This window comes from Paraburkholderia sp. J41 (assembly GCF_905220235.1).
Lineage (GTDB): Bacteria > Pseudomonadota > Gammaproteobacteria > Burkholderiales > Burkholderiaceae > Paraburkholderia.
The window spans coordinates 41,883-58,244 of record NZ_CAJMZE010000012.1; the positions used below are offsets into that span (position 1 = coordinate 41,883).

Here is a 16,362-nt window from a genome sequence, read left to right on the forward strand (position 1 = left end):
GGCTCGCGATTTTTTTCGGCGTCAATAATTCGGCATCCGAAATAATTATTCTTCTGGCTGCACGTCGGCCACATAGCGGCGCAAACACGCGAGCAACGCGGCTTCCTCGGCACGGCTGGCGGCGTCGCTTGCCGAACCGGCGTCGCGTTCCTCGCCGAACATCGCTGCGGGAGCGGGAATCGTGTCGACCTCGCGGCCGTCGCGAAACACCCGAATATGACGAGTCGCTTCAAGATATTCGGCGACCCAGTGAATGCCTTCGATATGGGTGCCGGTGCGAACTGGCATCTTCATGAGATTTCCTCCTCGCGCAGGGCTTGAATACTCGATATATAAACGATACGCCCACGCCGCGCTACGTGCTCCGGCCGTGATCGGCGCTTCGCAGGTATGGCCGTTGCGCTCCCGCTTTGCGTCCGCGTGGGATTGCGCGGTAACGAATGCGAACGGAGGTCATGATGCCGGAGAAGAAAACCATCGAACGCGCCCGCGCGGCGAAGCGCGAAGGCAAGTCGGCCAGCACGCAGGCCGGCGAATTCGTGAAGGATGAAATTGATCGCGTGCGCAAGGGCGAGCACGGCGTGCGCTCGGCGAAGCAGGCTGTGGCGATCGGTCTGTCGAAGGCCCGTCAGGCGGGCGTTGACGTGAAGCCGCCGCCGGCGGGAAGCGCCAGTGCGAAAAAGGCCGGCGCGAAGCGTTCGACGGCGCGCGCGCCCAGCAGCGAAAGCCGTGCAACGCGCTCGCGCGCCGCTACGGAAGCGCTGCGCCGCGAAAGCACGGCGGGCGCGAGCAAGTCGGCGATTTCGAAGCAGACAAAAACCGCAGCAGCCAAGCGCAGCGCGGCAAGCCGCTCGGCAGCCGCGAAAAAGGGCGCAGAGACAAAGGGCGCTGCCGGGCGATCCGCAGCCGCGAAAAAGGCGGCCCAAACCCGGGCCGCTCGCGCGTCGCATCGCTAGTTAAAGTTTGCCTGCATTGAAGTGCAGGTCAGGGCGCGCACATGCACTGCGCGCGCCCAGTGCATCGACTCAATCGCTCAAGCCACACCGTTGAGCACGTCGCGCACGGTGCCGAAGATGCGCTGGATTTCCTCTTCGCTCACGATCAGCGGCGGCGAGAACGCGAGAATGTCGCCCGTGAAGCGGATCAGCACGCCCGCCTCGAAACACTTCACGAATACTTCATAGGCGCGCGCGCCGGGTGCGCCGTCGCGCGAATCGAGTTCGATGCCCGCGACCAGACCGAGGTTGCGCACGTCCTTGACGTGCTTTGCGTCGCGCAACGCATGCGCGGCGGCTTCGAAGGCGGGCGCGAGGCTGTTCGCGCGCTCGAACAATCCGTCTTTGCGATAGAGGTCGAGCGTCGCGATGGCGGCGGCAGCAGCGAGCGGGTGCGCCGAATAGGTGTAGCCGTGGAACAGTTCGATCGCGCCGGCCGCGCCGCCGTTCACGATGGTGTCGTGAATCGCGCGGCTCGCGGCCACGCCGCCCATCGGCACGGCGGCGTTGTTGATCGCCTTCGCCATCGTGATGAGGTCGGGCGTCACGCCGAAATATTCGCTGGCCGTGGCCTTGCCGAGCCGGCCGAAACCCGTGATGACTTCATCGAAAATCAGCACGATGCCGTGCTTGGTGCAGAGTTCGCGCAGGCGTTGCAGATAGCCTTGCGGCGGAATCAGCACGCCTGTCGACCCGGCGACCGGCTCGACGATTACGGCGGCGATAGTGGAAGCATCGTGCAGCGCGACGATGCGTTCGAGTTCATCGGCGAGATGCGCGCCCCACGCGGGCTGGCCTTTCGAAAACGCGTTGTGTTCGAGATTGTGCGTATGCGGCAGGTGATCGACGGCGGGCAGCAACTGCCCCGAATACGCCTTGCGATTCGGTCCGATGCCGCCGACCGAAATGCCGCCGAACCCCACGCCGTGATAGCCGCGCTCACGGCCGATCAGTTTCGTGCGCTGGCCTTCGCCGCGCGCACGCTGGTAGGCCAGCGCGATCTTGAGCGCCGTGTCGACCGACTCCGACCCCGAGTTCGTGAAGAACACGCGGTCGAGCCCCTCCGGCATCAGCTCCGCGACCTTGCGCGCCGCTTCGAATGCGAGCGGGTGCCCCATCTGGAAGGTGGGCGCGAAGTCGAGCGTCGCGGCCTGCTGGGTGATCGCGGCGACAATTTCCTCGCGTGCGTGGCCGGCGTTGACGCACCAAAGGCCCGCGCAGCCGTCGAGCACTTCGCGGCCGTCGGTCGTGCGGTAATACATGCCCTTGGCCGATTCGAACAGGCGCGGTGCGGCCTTGAACTGACGGTTGGCCGTGAAGGGCATCCAGAACGACGAGAGATCGTCGATGACGGGGCGCGAAGTCATGCGGTGTTCTCCTCAAATTTGAGACGGTTGATTCGTCCCACTGTAGCGCTCGTGCTTGAATGACCACATAGACAGTCTCTATACTGCGCTGATAACCGTGCTGGACAACTCACGTCAACTGTATTGGTCGACGTGGATAAAAACTCGGGTTTTCCCTCAGTATTCCGATGATCGAATTCGTTCTGGAGCGCGGCCGCGGGGCTTCCGCCACCCTCGTCGAGCAACTCGTGCAAGGTTTCACGCGCGCCATCGAGGCGCAGACGCTGCGCGCCGGCGCGCTTTTGCCGTCCGTGCGCCAACTCGCGCAAATGCACGCGCTGTCTACCTATACGGTGACGGAAGCGTACAACCGGCTCGTCTCGATCGGGCTGGTAGTCGCGCGGCGCGGCTCGGGCTACCGCGTGGCGCCGCGCGGCGAGGCGGCGCGCGCCAGCGTGACAGGCTGGCAACCGCCCGCGCTCGCGGCCACCTGGCTGCTTTCCGATGTATTCGCCGACCATTCGGTGCCGATCAAGGCCGGTTGCGGTTGGATGCCGGGCGAGTGGATCAACGAAAGCGGGCTGCATCATGCGTTACGCGCGATGAGCCGCGTACCGGCGGCGCGCCTTGGCGACTACGGTCATCCCTATGGCTATGCGCCGCTGCGCGAACGCATTGCAGTGCAACTGGACCGGCAGGGATTGCCCGTCGAAGTCTCGAATGTCCTGCTCACGCAGGGCGCGACACAAGGCCTTGATCTGATCGTACGCACCATATTGCGTCCCGGCGATGCAGTGCTCGTCGAAGATCCGGGCTACTGCAACTTATTGCAGATCCTCAAGCTTGCCGGACTTTCCGTGCAGGGCGTGCCGCGCACGCCGGCTGGTCTCGATATTGATGCACTCGAACGCCAGGTGGCTGCGCATCGGCCTAAAGCCATTTTCGTGAATACCACGCTGCAAAACCCCACAGGCGCGACCTACACGATGGCAAACGCGTTTCGCCTGTTGCAAATCGCCGAGCGCGAGCGCATGTGGGTCATCGAGGACGATGTGAGCCGCGAGCTCGCGCCGCCCGGTGCGCCGTTGCTCGCCGCCATGGAAGGTTTGCAGCGCGTGCTGTATGTCGGCGGTTTCTCCAAAACGGTCACGCCGTCGCTGCGCTGCGGCTATGTCGTCGCCGAGCGCGACGTGCTGCGCGAACTCGCACGCACGAAGATGGCGGTGGGGCTTACGTCGTCGGAAACGATCGAACGGCTCGTCGACAAAGTGTTGCTCGAAGGTCGCCATGCGCGCCACGTCGAGCTGGTGAACGAGCGCCTGAAAGTTGCGCACGCAACGGTGGAGGAGCGTCTCGATAGCCTCGGCCTCGAGGTGTTTCATCGGCCGCGTACCGGTCTATTCGTCTGGGCGCGACTACCGGTGGAAGCCGAGCGAGCGGGCGAGATCGCCACAGCCGCATTGCGCGACGGCATCTGGCTCGCGCCCGGCTCGTACTTCCGGCCCGACGACGCACCGAGTGCGTGGTTTCGCTTCAACGCACCGTATTCGCTCGACGACGCGCTCTGGCGCTTTATCGAACGCGTGCGTTAAAAGAGGCTTTGCTGGCCCGACATCAGCGTTTCGAAATCCTCGCGCAGGAAGGGCAGAATCGCATCGGCAACCGGCTGTAGCTGCCGATTCACGTAGAACGCGTAATCGAGCGGAGAGCTAAGCGTTTCCAGCGGCTCGGGACCGGCCGTCGTCATCACATAGCTGATCCAGCCGCCGTTCTGGTATTGAAGCGGCCGGCCTTTCGCGCGATTGAATTCGTCAGCCACGCGCGCCGCGCGCACATGCGGCGGCACGTTGCGCTCATAGTCCGCGAGCGGGCGGCGCAGACGCTTTCGATAAATCAACTGGTCGTCCAGTTCGCCGTCGAGCGTGCGCCGCACGTAATCGCGAACATAGTCGACATGGGGCTCGCGCTTGAAAATGCGTCGATAGAGTTCACGCTGAAATTGTTGCGCGAGCGGTGTCCAATCGGTTCGCACCGTTTCCAGCCCTTTGAACACCACTTCCTCGCTGCCGTCTTTCGCAATGCTTAGGCCTGCATAGCGTTTCTTGCTGCCTTCTTCGGCGCCACGCACGGTCGGCATCAGGAAACGCGAATAGTGGCGCTCGAACTGCAATTCGAGCGCGCTTTCCAGGCCATATCGTTCGCGCAAGTGCGACTTCCACCACGCGTTGACGTGTGCGACCAGTTGCCGGCCGGTTTGCGTTGCATCCGTTTCGTCGTGCGCACGCTTGAGCCAGACGAACGTCGAATCCGTATCGCCGTAAATCACGTCGTAGCCTTGCGCCTCGATCAGCATCCGCGTTTGCCGCATGATTTCGTGGCCGCGCATCGTAATCGACGAAGCAAGACGCGGATCGAAGAAGCGGCAACCCGTCGAACCCAGCACGCCGTAGAATGCGTTCATGATGATCTTGAGCGCTTGCGAAAGCGGCGCGTTGTGCTGGCGCTTCGCTTGCTCGCGTCCCTCCCACACTTGCCCGACGATATCGGGCAAGCAGTGTTTTTCGCGCGAAAAGCGCGCGCCGAGAAAGCCGGGCACGGAGGCTTCGTCGGACGGGTTAGCCAAACCTTCGATCAGCCCGACCGGATCGATCAGAAACGTGCGAATGATCGACGGATAAAGACTCTTGTAATCGAGCACGAGCACGGAATCATAAATGCCGGGCCGCGAATCCATCACGAAACCGCCGGGACTATTCTCGCCCACGACGTCGCCGAGATTCGGCGCCACATAGCCGAGCCGATGCATTCTCGGCAAATAAAGATGCGTGAAGGCCGCAACGGACCCGCCGCTGCGATCGACGGGCAGGCCGGTCACCGAGGCGCGTTCGAGCAGAAACGACATCAACTCCGTCTTTTCGAACACGCGCGTTACCAGTTCGCAGTCCTTAAGGTTGTAACGCGCGAGCGCCGGCTTGTCTTCGTCGAAACGGCGCTGAATCTCGTCCATGCGCTGATAAGGATTGTCGATCGACTTGCCTTCGCCGAGCAATGTTTGCGACACGTACTCGAGGCTGAACGATGGAAAGCTCCACGTTGCCGAGCGCAGCGCCTCGATGCCGTCGATGACGAGACGGCCTGCCGCGCTCGCGAAAAAATGATTCGCGTGTACGCCATGTTCGCGCCACTCCATGACTTCGCCGCCGCGGCCAAGACGCAGGGGCACGCCGGTTTGCTGCGAATGCGCATGCAGCACGCGCAAATCGAATTGCACGAGATTCCAGCCGATGATCGCGTCGGGATCGTGTTCCGCCATCCATGCGTTGAGTCGTTCCAGCATGCGCGCGCGGCTTTCGCAGTACTCCAGATCGAAGTCGATGCCGCTTGCGTCGCCGTTCGCGGGCGCGAGCATGAACACCTTGCGCTGCCCGCAACCTTCTAGCGCGATCGAATATAACTCGCTGTGCGCGCTCGTTTCGATATCGAGCGAGACCAGCTTGAGCTTCGGGCGATAGCCGTTTGCGGGCTTCATTTCACCCTCGCGCAGCAGGCCGCCTCCGCTCGCTTCGCCGCGAAACACCACGGGCGCGGTGATGAAGCGCTCCATCATGTAGCGATCGGGCGGCTGCACGTCGGCCTCGTAGATGTCGATGCCCGCCTGCGCGAGGCGCTTCGCTTGCCCCGCCAATGCGCGATATTGCGGCGAATAAAGCCCCAAAACGGGGCGCTGCCGAAAGTCGCGCAATGCGAGCGGACGCAACTCGATGCGAGCGTCCTTTTTTAGCGTGCGCTTGAGTTCGCTGCGCAGCGCGGCTTCGTGCGCGGTGGGCACGAACGCGACGGAAGGCTGCGGGCGCAGCCGAAGCTGACGCGGGCCCGCATCCGTGGCGAGCCAGAAATCGACTTCCGTGTGGTCGCTTGTATCGCGCCAATGGCGGGTAAGGATAAAACCCGCTTCAAACTCAGACAAAATATGACTCCGCCGCCGCTGTTTCCCGCTTGCGATTGTAGCGGTTGAGGCGCGCGGCGGCGTGAGTGAGTAATAAGCGAGTCAGTGAGCGTTCAGCGTTGCAGCAGATGCGCGACGAGCGGGTACATCGACACGACGAGCGAGAGCGCCATCGCCACGTTGAACGCTCGCAGGCGGCGCGGATTCGAAAGGAAGCGCCGCATGCCCGTGCCGAACGCCGCCCAGACGCAAATGCACGGCAGGCCGATCACGAAAAACAGCACGGCCATCATGAGCGTATTCGGCCCGAATTCGGCCGAAAGGCGAATCGTGGTGGCGGCGGTGAGCACCATCATCCATGCCTTCGGATTGATCCACTGAAACGCAATGGCTTCGTGAAAGCGCATGGGGCGGTGCTCGCCGCTCTTGACCTTGAGGTCGCCCGACGTGCCGATCTTCCACGCCAGATAGAGCAGATAGGCGACGCTGGCCGCTTCCAGCGCGAGATAAAGCGAGGGAAAGTGCCGGAACAACGCGCCCAGCCCGAAACCGGCCGCGAGCATGAGCACGACGACGCCGGCGCTGATGCCGAGCAGATGCGGCACCGTGCGGCGGAAACCGAAGTTGACGCCCGAGGCGAGCAGCATGGTGTTATTGGGCCCCGGCGTGATCGACGTGACCACGACGAAGAGCATGCCGGCGGGCAGTGCGCTGAGCAGATCGGTCAGCATGACGAAGGCTCCGAAATAAAGTGCAGGTTCTGACGGTAAGCCAGTTTATCGACGGCGCGCGGTACAGTACCGATACAGTTTGGCAAACGCTGAACGGTACGGATCGCAGGAGAACTGGCGGGCATGGTGCCTGCTGGCGTCGAAAGCTGGACTTCCTAAACGGCCGCAGCGCATTCGGCCGACAAAACCATGGATGCTTTTTTCAATCGCCTTTTCCATCTGCAACCCTCGTTGCTTGCAACGGCCACGCACGACGTCATGCATTTGATCGTCGCCGTGCTGATCATCGTGATCGGATGGTGGATTTCCAACCGCGTCGCGCAGGTGTTCGCGAGCACGCTGCTGCGCTCGCACGCCGATCCCACGCTCGCCCCGATGCTTGCGGGCATTGTCGCGTGGGCCGTGCGCGCCATCGCCATCGTCGCTGCGTTGAGCGAAGTCGGCATTGCCACGGCGAGCGTGCTGGCCGCGCTCGGCGCCGCCGGGCTTGCCATCGGGCTCGCGCTTCAAGGCACGCTGCAAAATATTGCAGCCGGCATTATGTTGCTGATGCTGCGGCCATTCCGTGCCGGCGACGTAATCGAAGGCAGCGGGGCAGCGGCCGGCATCGTGCGCGAAGTGGGTTTGTTCACCACTCGCATCGAACGCAGCGACGGCAACGCCGTTTTCGTGCCGAACAGCCAGATCTGGAGCAATCCCGTCGTCAATTACAGCAGCGGCGGCACGCAGCGTGTCGAGGTCATGGTCGATATCGCACGACGCGAGCAGGTCGACGCCGCGATTGCGCAGCTAAAGAAACTGGTCGCCGATGAACCCCGCGTGCTGGCGGGCAACACGCTCGCGCCGGCCGTTTTCGTCGACAGCTATCTGGCCAGCGGCGGCGTGCGCTTACGTCTGAGCGTCTGGGTGCGCGAACCCGACGCGCAGCACGCCGTCGACGACCTGGGCGCGCACGCGCGCAACGCGCTCTCGACGGCGAACATCGCGGTCGAAGGCGAGGCAGCCGCGCGCGAGACGCTTCACGAAACCAACGCGGCCGAAGCAGCCGGCGAGCATGAAACCGAACCCGCGCTCGCACGCTCCTGATCCGCGCGCGCCGAACCCTCGCGTCGCATCTTTGCAGGCATGCACTTTCGTTCTTACCGTCTCTCGCATCACTTTGCGCGACGAAACGCCGAAATGGCCGCCGATACCGCCGCTGTTCAGCTTGGTATGGTCGTTGCTAAGTAGTAACAACGAGCGCGACTCAAGTCGTCGTCGATAACCGCCGCGCAAGCGGCATAGCCAGGAGCAAGATTATGGAAACGACAAAAGTGGAAGGCATGGCGCGCGAAGCAGCGGGCGAAGCGAAGCAGATGGCTGGCGACGTGCTCGGCGACGCCGGCATGCAATTGTCGGGCAAGGCCAAGGCGCTGTGCGGCCGCTCCCAGGAACTCATGGCGGATGCCGCCGTGGTCGCGCGCGACGCGATGAGCGACAAACCGCTCGTCGTGCTGGGCGCGGCAATCGGCATCGGCTTCGCGCTCGGTGCGCTCTGGGCCAACAACCGTGATTGAGCGCGATTAAGCGCAGTTCAAAACGAAGCACGAGAACCCGCCAATTTTGCGTCGCCGGATAGCGCTTTGCGCAGGAGGACAGCCATGTCGATTCACTCGAAGCTCGACCGCTGGCGCAACGTGTCGCGGTTTCTCTCGGCCCGTCTCACGGATTACGGTCAACTTTTTTCGATCGAACTCGCCGAAACACGCGCTCGCGTGATGCGCGAGATGATCGCACTGGTTGCGCTTGCCGTAGGCGGGCTGTTCACCCTGTCATTTCTCTGCATAGCGTTGATCGCAACGGCGTGGAATACGCCGTATTTTCTTCACGTCGTATGGGGCATCGCGGCGGCCTGGCTCGTCATGTCGATAGCGGCACTGCTGGTCGTGCGTTCGCAGCGACCCGCCAAATCATTCGGATTGCTAAAGGATGAAGTGCGGGCCGATATCGAAACGCTCAAGGAGGCACTCAAATGAACCTGCGCACCCGTACGCGTCGGCAACGCGAGGCCGCCACGCTGGCCCGCATGGAGATGACGCGCGTCCAATTGCTCGCGGCCAATGTGGGCTTGCGGCTAGACGAGCAGGCCGCCAAAGCGCCCAACAACGCGCTCACGCTACCCAATCTCGGCCGCGCATTGTTTGCGGCTCCCAACGTCACGCTGCTCGGCTCCGTTGTGCTCGGGTCGTTGCTCGTGGGACCGAAGCGTATCGTGCCGCTGGTGCTGCGCTCGGGATTGCCGGGGCTGGTGGCTCGCAATGCGCGCATATCGAATGCACGCAAATTGCCGCGCGCTCCATAAATGCGCATCACGATGACCTGCTATTGACGCTTGAGATAGAGACGCCGATACACAATCGTCCAGCCAGCAAGCGCGCCGTACACCGCATAGCGAATCGCATTGGAAAGCGGCGCCTCGTCCACGCCGTTCGAATCAATGACGATCCACAGTCGAATGACGTTTTCCATGACGAGACCGACGCCCCACACGACAGTCATGAGCCGAATCGAACGCACGAGACGGGGGCGCGTGGACCACATCGCGTCGAACTCGAGTTCGCGGCCGTGCTGTTCACGCGCGAGCGTCGACCTCGCGAGCCAGAACACGAGCGGCCTTTTTAGCGCCAGGGAAACGAGAAACAACGTGCCGATCGCGCCGCTTACCACGGGTTCTCGCGCCTCGCGCAACCCGCGGCCGGCATCCGATTCGAGTATGAGCAGCGAAAGTGCGATTCCGGCGAGTACAAGGGCGCTCAAGGCGTCGAAGTGATGAAAGCGCAGGATATCGACCGTGAGCCACGCGAGTAGCGGCAAGCTCGATGCAATTAGCGCGCCGGTCACGCCGTAGCGCGCGAAGGCGAGATGGTACGCGAGCGCGGGCAACGCCACGTTCACGACGATCGCGAACACCCAGCGGAGGGAAGGGATCATCGTTTCGATCTCCGGTGCTTTCTCAATGCGTACGTACTGGTTAAAAAATCGGCGAACTTCGTTTGACGGGTTTCATGTTTGCTAACGTGCCAGGCACCGCGGCCGTTGCACATCCGTGCATTGCACTATCGTGCAGAGAAATACGCCGCATGAAGCCCGGTGCCGAACCTGCACTCGAACATACTGAAACCACGCAAATTCTGGTCTAAAGTGCGTTGCATGCGTTGCGCATCCCGCGCCACCTCAACGAAGGAAGTTCGCCATGGCCGAATACGGGCAGCATCCCTCATCCGTGCTGGCGCTCAGGAGCGTCCACGACTTCGACACGACCATCGCCCGGGTGAAAACGCTGCTCGCCACGGCCGGCGCGGTCGTGTTCGCCGACGTGGATCAGCGCGAAGCCGCCGAAACGGCCGGACTCACACTGCGGCGCACGCGCCTGATCCTGTTCGGCAATCCGAAGGCGGGCACGCCCGTGATGGCCGCGAACCCGCATGCAGCAGTGGAATTGCCGCTGCGCCTCGTGGTGTGGGAAGACGACGAAGGGCACGTACGCGTGGACTACCGTGACGTTTCGCAGACGCTCGGCCCGCTCTATGGCATCGCGCCGGAAGTGCTCGCGCCGCTCCAGCGCGTGCCGGCACTGATCGAGGGCGCCATGCACTGAGACGTATGCAGTGCAGAAACGGCACTGTAGTGCGTGTTCGGCGAATACTTAAAAAATTGACAGGTGCGGCGACCTTCGCGTACCTTAGCTGACTTCGCCTTTCTGACGGACGGCGCCGCGATCGTCCGTTCGCCGCTTTCCATTCACCGATGACTTCCCGCGCCGATTCCCCCGCCGATACGTCCCACGACACGGCCGGGGTGCAGCCTTTGACCGCCGATACGAACGACACCGAGGCCGCCGCCTCGTCCGCGGCTCAATCCGAAACTTCGGCCGCGCAGCATTGGCAACGCAATCTGGCGGTTTGCGTGGTGGGCTCGTTCACGACGCTCGTCGCCATGACGCTCATGCTGCCGTTCCTTCCGCTCTACGTCGAAGAACTCGGCGTGCGCGGCCATGCGGCCATCGTGCAGTGGTCGGGCATCGCATACAGCGCGACGTTCTTCACCGCCGCGCTCGTTGCACCGCTGTGGGGACGACTGGGCGATCGTTACGGCCGCAAGCCCATGCTCGTGCGCGCAAGCCTGGGCATGGCGGTCACGATGTCGCTGATCGGCATGTCGCGCAATATCTGGCAGCTCGTCGCGCTACGGTTGCTCGCCGGATTCGCGGGCGGCTACTCGTCGGGATCGACCATTCTCGTTGCGACGCAAACGCCGCGGCATCGCTCCGCGTGGGCGCTCGGCATGCTCTCCTCCGGGATCATGGCCGGCAATCTGATCGGGCCGTTGCTTGGCGGCGCGCTGCCGCCGCTCATCGGTTTGCGCGGCACGTTCTGGGTCGCGGGCGCTGCGATCTTCGCGGCGTTCGTTGCGACCTGTGTGTTCGTGAAGGAAGCGCCGCGCCCCGTGCGCGCGGCAAAAGACAAGCAGTCGGGCGGCTGGTCCGCGCTGCCCGACAAGCGGCCCATCGTGGCCATGCTGGTGACCGGCACGTTGCTCATGCTCGCGAACATGTCGATCGAACCCATCATCACCGTCTACGTGGCGACGCTCGTGCACGATCCCGCGCGCGTGACTTTCGTCGCGGGCCTCGCAATGTCGGCGGCGGCGCTCGGCAGTATCGTCGCTGCATCGCGCATCGGCCGGCTCGCAGACCGCATCGGCCACGCCAGGGTGATCGTGGGCGCGCTCCTCGTGTGCGCCGTGCTGCTCGTGCCGCAGGCGTTCGTTTGGGCGGGCTGGCAGCTCGTCGCGCTGCGCTTTCTAATGGGTGTTTCGCTCGCGGGCCTGCTGCCGTGCATCGCCACGGTAATCCGGCACAATGCGCCCGATCACGCGGCCGGTTCCGTGCTCGGCTATTCGGTATCGGCGCAATTCGCGGGACAAGTGCTCGGACCGCTCATCGGCGGCTTTATCGGCGGCCATTTCGGCATGCGCGCGGTGTTTCTCGGCACGAGCGTGCTGATGCTCGCGGGCGCGCTTTATACGTGGCGCGCAGTGGGTCTCGTCAAACATTAATCTGCATAGCTAACCAAATCCTCTGCGCGGCACGCCACGCCCGGCGCACCGTGCCTTACTGACCGAAAAACACGTCGCACTGCGCGCGCGGCGTACACGGCTTGCCGGCACGATAACCCGATGCGCCATGCGAATCGACCGTACCGCCGTACGAGATGTCGGTGGTCGCTTGCGCCGACGCGTTCGCGGCATCGGTCATTCTCTGCTGCGAGTGCGGTTGTGTGCCTTGTTGCGCGGGCGCATCGTCGGATGCACGCGCCGTTGCCGGCATGCCGGCCGCCACGGCGGTCACGCACGCGGCAATCCACGCCAAACGGGTTTTCATTTACGCCTCCTTGCTCGCGCAGCGTGCTGCTTGTTTGCAAACGCGCGCGACGTTGACCCAGCCAAATACCCGCCCGGTTTACGCGGCTGCCAGTTCGAGTTATCTGTCGAGGAAAATAGGGGCCCGCGTAACAGGGCGATACAGCGAGGGCGATACAGCGCGGCGCGGCATAAGGCCGGGGAGAGCACGGAAAAAGCGGCTCGGAAAGCGGCGCGGAAAAAACGGCGCGCAGGAAATGCACGCGCTGCCCTTTAGTTATAGCTTGCGGGCAGGCAAGTGCAATCGGAGCGTGGCGCGAGTGCCACAGAGCGCGCCTCGAGGCGCGCTTTCGTATGAATATAAAAATGGCCCGCAATTGCAATTCATTGGCGAGCCACTTAAGTTAACTTGCTACGGCTTCAACGCATTCAACTTTCGAGTTTTGCGTTCAGCGTGATCTTCGCGTTATTGGCAAAGAGCTTGGAAACGGGGCAATTTTCCTTCGCTGCCGTCGAAAGTTCTTCGAACTTCGCTTGGTCGATGCCGGGAATTTTCGCGCTCATATCGAGTTGGCACGCGGTAATTGCAAAGCCTTCGCCCACTTTGTCGAGCGTGACCGTCGATTTCGTTTCGATGCTCTCGGGCTTGAAACCCGCTTGCGTGAGAAAGAGCGAGAACGCCATCGTAAAGCAGCCCGCGTGCGCCGCGCCGATCAACTCCTCGGGATTCGTGCCGGGGCCGCCTTCGAAGCGCGAAGCAAAGCCGTAAGGTGCATCCTTGAGCACGCCGGTTTGGGTCGAAATCGCGCCCTGACCATCCTTGATTCCGCCGTGCCATTTTGCCGATGCCGTCTTTTGCATGGTGTCTCTCCGCGAAGTAAAAAAGGAAATGGGAAAAGGCAGGGCGCGCAACTTGCATGCCCCGCCTGCGACTTAAAGGAATACCCGTATTAACGCGTCGCTTGTCCCGCGTACCACGCGGCGGCAGCGTCGATTTCGTCGGGCGTCATGTTGCGCGCGATGTTGCGCATCTGCTCGGAAATATCGTTATGGCGTGTGCCGCTTGCAAACGCCGCGAGTTGCGACTTCGTGTACAGCGCCGGCAAGCCGTCGAGCCACGGACTGCCGACCTTGCTGTCCACGTTGCCGTGGCAAGCGCCGCACGCGGGAATATTGCGCATGGGCGCGCCGAATGCCACGATCGCTGGCGCATTGCCGCGCACGCGCGCGATAGGCGGAATCGAAGCGTAGTAAGCGGCGAGATCGCGCATGTCCTGATCGGAAAGATCGCGCGCCATCGGCGACATGACGGCGTTCTGACGCGCGCCCGTTTGAAAGTCGTGCAGTTCCTTATAAACAACCGTTGCGTACTGGCCCGCGAGATTCGGCGAATTCGCCATACTCAAGCCGCGCGGACCATGACACATCGTGCAACGCAGCGAGAGCGTGGCGCCGCGTCCGATCGAAAGACTCGTCGCGCCGTCCAGCATGTGCGGCGCGAGTTCGACCGTACTCACCTTATAAGCGGGCTCGACGGCCGGCTCGAAGGGATGCCATCGGTTCGGCACGCCGGCAGCGCTACAGATCGCGTTCCAGATGCCCTGAAACTGCGCATCTTTCTGCACCGAAGGCAGCCACACGAAACCGATGAGCGCGGACGCGACAAAAGCCAGCGCCGTCGCGCCAACGCCCGCGCGAAACCACACATTGCGAAACGAGAACAGGCGTTCGTCGCTCATCGCTGTGCTCCAATCGGGATCGCCGGCACCGCCGTGTCGGGCGTCGCGAGCAGTTGTGCGATCGGATAGCCGTAGTTGGCGACGGTGAGCGCGATCATCAGCACGATCCACAAGCCGAAACTGTTGAGCGCGACGGGCAGCGTGGGCGACTCGTGCACGGGTGTGCTGAAGCGATACTCATCGGGTTTGACGACGGCCGCGCGGTGACCTTGCAACAGCACGACGAAGAACAGGACAGCCGAAATCACCAGAATAAAGCCGCCGATTGCCGACATGGTCACATAGGGCCCCCAACTCGCGAGCAACGGATCGGTGTAATCGAAATAAGACATGCGGCGCGGCATGCCGAGCAGGCCGACCACATGCCACGGAAACGTCAGCACGATCATGCCGATAAACCACAACCACAATTGCCAGCGCATCAGCCGCCAGTTCGCCAGCGCGCGGCCAGTGAGTTGCGGCCAGAGATCGTAGGCAATCGCAAAGTACATGATGACGATCGCGCCGCCGAAGATCAGATGAAAATGACCCGTGACCCATTGCGTGTTGTGTACGGGCTGATCGAGCTGATAACTCATGTTGATGAGACCGCCTGCGCCGCCAAAGCCGAGCATGACGAACGAGAAGGCCAGCGCGAGCATTTGCGGGTTATGCCACGGCAGTTTGGCGAGCCAGCCGAATGTGCCTTTACCGCCGCGCAGCCGCCCCGCGATTTCCACTGAAGCGCAAATCGTGAATACGGTGAGCAGCGTGGGCACGGCCACGAGCGCAGTGAATACCGACTGCACGAACTTGAAGCCCGAACCCACTTGCGGATCGGTGAAAAGATGGTGCAGGCCGATCGGCATGGCCACCACGAGAAATAGAATGAACGAGATGCGCGCCATCGAATCGCTATAGAGCCGCCCGCCAATGGCGCGCGGCACGATGGTGTAGTAAGCGATATAAGCCGGCATCAGCCAGAAGTACACGATGGCGTGCAATGTCCACGAGAAGAACACGCGCGCAAGTCCCGCGTCGATGGTGCTGCGCAAGCCCAGTGCAACAGGCAGGATCATGAACAGCACTTCGATGGCCGCGCCCACCGCGGTCCAGCCCCAGAGATAGGCGCCCGCCGTGGTCGCGAACATGGCGAGCGGAACCGGCTTGCCGCGATTCTCGCGCTTCCAGGCAGTGAGATTCACGCTCATCAGCGCGACCCAGATCCACGAACCGACAACCACGAACACGACGCCGATGTAATAGAACACGTTGCCGATCATCGGCGGATAAAACGTGTAAAGCACCGAGGCCAGCCCGAGCGCGACCGGCACCGAAGCCGTCACGCCGCCCAACGCGAGCAGGATGAAGCCGAGCCAAGCCCACCGGACACCCACTAGTGGCCGCTTCAACGCCAGCTCCGAAACCGCGTAGCCGAATCCCATGGCGATGAGCGTGGGAAACGCGTAACCCATCACCGTGCCGTGTTCCGTCACGGAGCGGTAATAAAGCTCTGGATTCCTGACCATCGGATGAAGCGGGCTGCGAACCAGCATCTGCCACGCGCCGAGCAGCAGCGCGACACCGAACAGGATGAACGCGAGCCAGAAGTGGGCGAGTACGAGTCGCTTGTTATTTAACACAGCTGAGCCTCCGCGCGGAATTGCCGGACTGTGAAGCCATCTGCATGAACGCGTCCCGATCTACCACCTTGACGTGCGCCCACATGCCTTGATGGCCCGTGCCGCAGTATTCGTGGCACGGCATGAGATGATCGGCGGGCTGATCGAACGTGGTGCGGAACGTGGAGACGTAGCCGGGCTCGACCATCGAGTTGAGATTGGTATCGCTGATGAGAAAGCCGTGTACGACGTCGGCGCTCGTGGCGCGAAACGTGATGGGCGTATTCGCCGGCACCACGATGCACTGCGGCGTAAACGAGTATTGCTGCGCGATCACGCGCACGGTGACGGACCCATCCGGCTCGACCGCGCTGCCCAGATTCGACTCCACGAATTCGCCCGAAACATGCAGTGTTTCCGGGTCGATGGTTTCCACGCGAGACGGCGGCATCATGGCCCAATGCAGGCCAGTGAACACGACCATCGCCACGAGCACGAGCACGAGCGCCACCATGAAGAACGCCCAGCGTCGCTCGACGCGCGCGGCAACTTCGGCACTGGCATGGGTATCGAGTGGGTTCGACATGAGGCCGGCCCTATGTGA

18 protein-coding genes are annotated in these 16,362 nt (G+C 62.7%); 8 read left to right on the plus strand and 10 right to left on the minus strand.

What is annotated here, in order from left to right; translation table 11 throughout:
• Positions 1–45 precede the first annotated feature (45 nt).
• Positions 46–294, minus strand: a complete 249-nt coding sequence (locus U5805_RS14635) for a hypothetical protein (protein ID WP_322104195.1) — start codon at positions 292–294, stop codon at positions 46–48.
• A 164-nt stretch (positions 295–458) separates the two neighbouring features.
• Here U5805_RS14635 and U5805_RS14640 point away from each other — a divergent pair, with 164 nt between their 5' ends.
• On the plus strand, positions 459–956 hold the full coding sequence (locus U5805_RS14640) for a DUF6496 domain-containing protein (RefSeq protein WP_322104196.1): 498 nt from the start codon (positions 459–461) through the stop codon (positions 954–956).
• Positions 957–1,033: 77 nt separating this feature from the next.
• Here the strand turns inward: U5805_RS14640 and U5805_RS14645 are convergent, their stop codons facing one another.
• On the minus strand, positions 1,034–2,362 hold the full coding sequence (locus U5805_RS14645) for an aspartate aminotransferase family protein (protein ID WP_322104197.1): 1,329 nt from the start codon (positions 2,360–2,362) through the stop codon (positions 1,034–1,036).
• Positions 2,363–2,529: 167 nt separating this feature from the next.
• Here U5805_RS14645 and U5805_RS14650 point away from each other — a divergent pair, with 167 nt between their 5' ends.
• Positions 2,530–3,933 (plus strand): PLP-dependent aminotransferase family protein, encoded by a 1,404-nt coding sequence (locus tag U5805_RS14650; RefSeq protein WP_322104198.1) that lies wholly within the window; start codon positions 2,530–2,532, stop codon positions 3,931–3,933.
• Here U5805_RS14650 and U5805_RS14655 read toward each other — a convergent pair.
• The gene (locus U5805_RS14655) at positions 3,930–6,308 is read right to left on the minus strand and encodes a DNA polymerase II (RefSeq protein ID WP_322104199.1); all 2,379 of its coding nucleotides are present in this window, start codon (positions 6,306–6,308) and stop codon (positions 3,930–3,932) included. The two genes, U5805_RS14650 and U5805_RS14655, sit on opposite strands and share 4 nt — an antisense overlap.
• A 92-nt stretch (positions 6,309–6,400) precedes the next feature.
• The gene (locus U5805_RS14660; RefSeq protein WP_322104200.1) at positions 6,401–7,018 is read right to left on the minus strand and encodes a LysE family translocator; all 618 of its coding nucleotides are present in this window, start codon (positions 7,016–7,018) and stop codon (positions 6,401–6,403) included.
• 189 nt (positions 7,019–7,207) lie between these two features.
• Between U5805_RS14660 and U5805_RS14665 the strand changes: the two genes are divergently transcribed.
• The 4 genes from U5805_RS14665 to U5805_RS14680 all read left to right on the plus strand — a co-directional run bounded on the left by U5805_RS14665 (position 7,208) and on the right by U5805_RS14680 (position 9,359).
• A complete protein-coding gene (locus tag U5805_RS14665; protein WP_322104201.1) occupies positions 7,208–8,104 on the plus strand; it encodes a mechanosensitive ion channel family protein in 897 nt (298 codons plus the stop codon).
• A gap of 212 nt (positions 8,105–8,316) precedes the next feature.
• Positions 8,317–8,574, plus strand: a complete 258-nt coding sequence (locus tag U5805_RS14670; protein ID WP_322104202.1) for a CsbD family protein — start codon at positions 8,317–8,319, stop codon at positions 8,572–8,574.
• A gap of 84 nt (positions 8,575–8,658) precedes the next feature.
• Complete coding sequence (locus tag U5805_RS14675; RefSeq protein WP_322104203.1) at positions 8,659–9,033, plus strand: phage holin family protein; 375 nt, start codon at positions 8,659–8,661, stop codon at positions 9,031–9,033.
• Positions 9,030–9,359, plus strand: a complete 330-nt coding sequence (locus U5805_RS14680) for a hypothetical protein (RefSeq protein WP_322104204.1) — start codon at positions 9,030–9,032, stop codon at positions 9,357–9,359. Before U5805_RS14675 ends, U5805_RS14680 begins: the two co-directional genes overlap by 4 nt.
• A 20-nt stretch (positions 9,360–9,379) precedes the next feature.
• Here U5805_RS14680 and U5805_RS14685 read toward each other — a convergent pair whose 3' ends face one another.
• A complete protein-coding gene (locus U5805_RS14685; RefSeq protein ID WP_322104205.1) occupies positions 9,380–9,988 on the minus strand; it encodes a VC0807 family protein in 609 nt (202 codons plus the stop codon).
• 262 nt (positions 9,989–10,250) lie between these two features.
• Here U5805_RS14685 and U5805_RS14690 point away from each other — a divergent pair, with 262 nt between their 5' ends.
• Positions 10,251–10,655 carry a DUF302 domain-containing protein gene (locus U5805_RS14690; protein ID WP_322104206.1) on the plus strand — a complete coding sequence of 135 codons (405 nt, stop codon included), beginning with the start codon at positions 10,251–10,253 and terminating at the stop codon, positions 10,653–10,655.
• Positions 10,656–10,804: 149 nt separating this feature from the next.
• Positions 10,805–12,115: a multidrug efflux MFS transporter gene (locus U5805_RS14695; protein ID WP_322104207.1), complete on the plus strand. Its 1,311-nt coding sequence runs from the start codon at positions 10,805–10,807 to the stop codon at positions 12,113–12,115.
• 55 nt (positions 12,116–12,170) lie between these two features.
• On the opposite strand, the gene U5805_RS14700 is transcribed toward U5805_RS14695, so the two are convergent.
• The 5 genes from U5805_RS14700 to U5805_RS14720 form a co-directional block, all read right to left on the minus strand.
• Complete coding sequence (locus tag U5805_RS14700) at positions 12,171–12,440, minus strand: hypothetical protein (RefSeq protein ID WP_322104208.1); 270 nt, start codon at positions 12,438–12,440, stop codon at positions 12,171–12,173.
• Positions 12,441–12,847: 407 nt separating this feature from the next.
• Positions 12,848–13,279 (minus strand): OsmC family protein, encoded by a 432-nt coding sequence (locus U5805_RS14705; RefSeq protein WP_322104209.1) that lies wholly within the window; start codon positions 13,277–13,279, stop codon positions 12,848–12,850.
• Positions 13,280–13,368: 89 nt separating this feature from the next.
• Positions 13,369–14,157: a c-type cytochrome gene (locus U5805_RS14710; RefSeq protein WP_322104210.1), complete on the minus strand. Its 789-nt coding sequence runs from the start codon at positions 14,155–14,157 to the stop codon at positions 13,369–13,371.
• A complete protein-coding gene (locus tag U5805_RS14715) occupies positions 14,154–15,779 on the minus strand; it encodes a b(o/a)3-type cytochrome-c oxidase subunit 1 (RefSeq protein WP_322104211.1) in 1,626 nt (541 codons plus the stop codon). Before U5805_RS14715 ends, U5805_RS14710 begins: the two co-directional genes overlap by 4 nt.
• Positions 15,769–16,344, minus strand: a complete 576-nt coding sequence (locus tag U5805_RS14720; protein ID WP_322104212.1) for a cytochrome C oxidase subunit II — start codon at positions 16,342–16,344, stop codon at positions 15,769–15,771. Before U5805_RS14720 ends, U5805_RS14715 begins: the two co-directional genes overlap by 11 nt.
• Between the last annotated feature and the right edge of the window lie 18 nt (positions 16,345–16,362).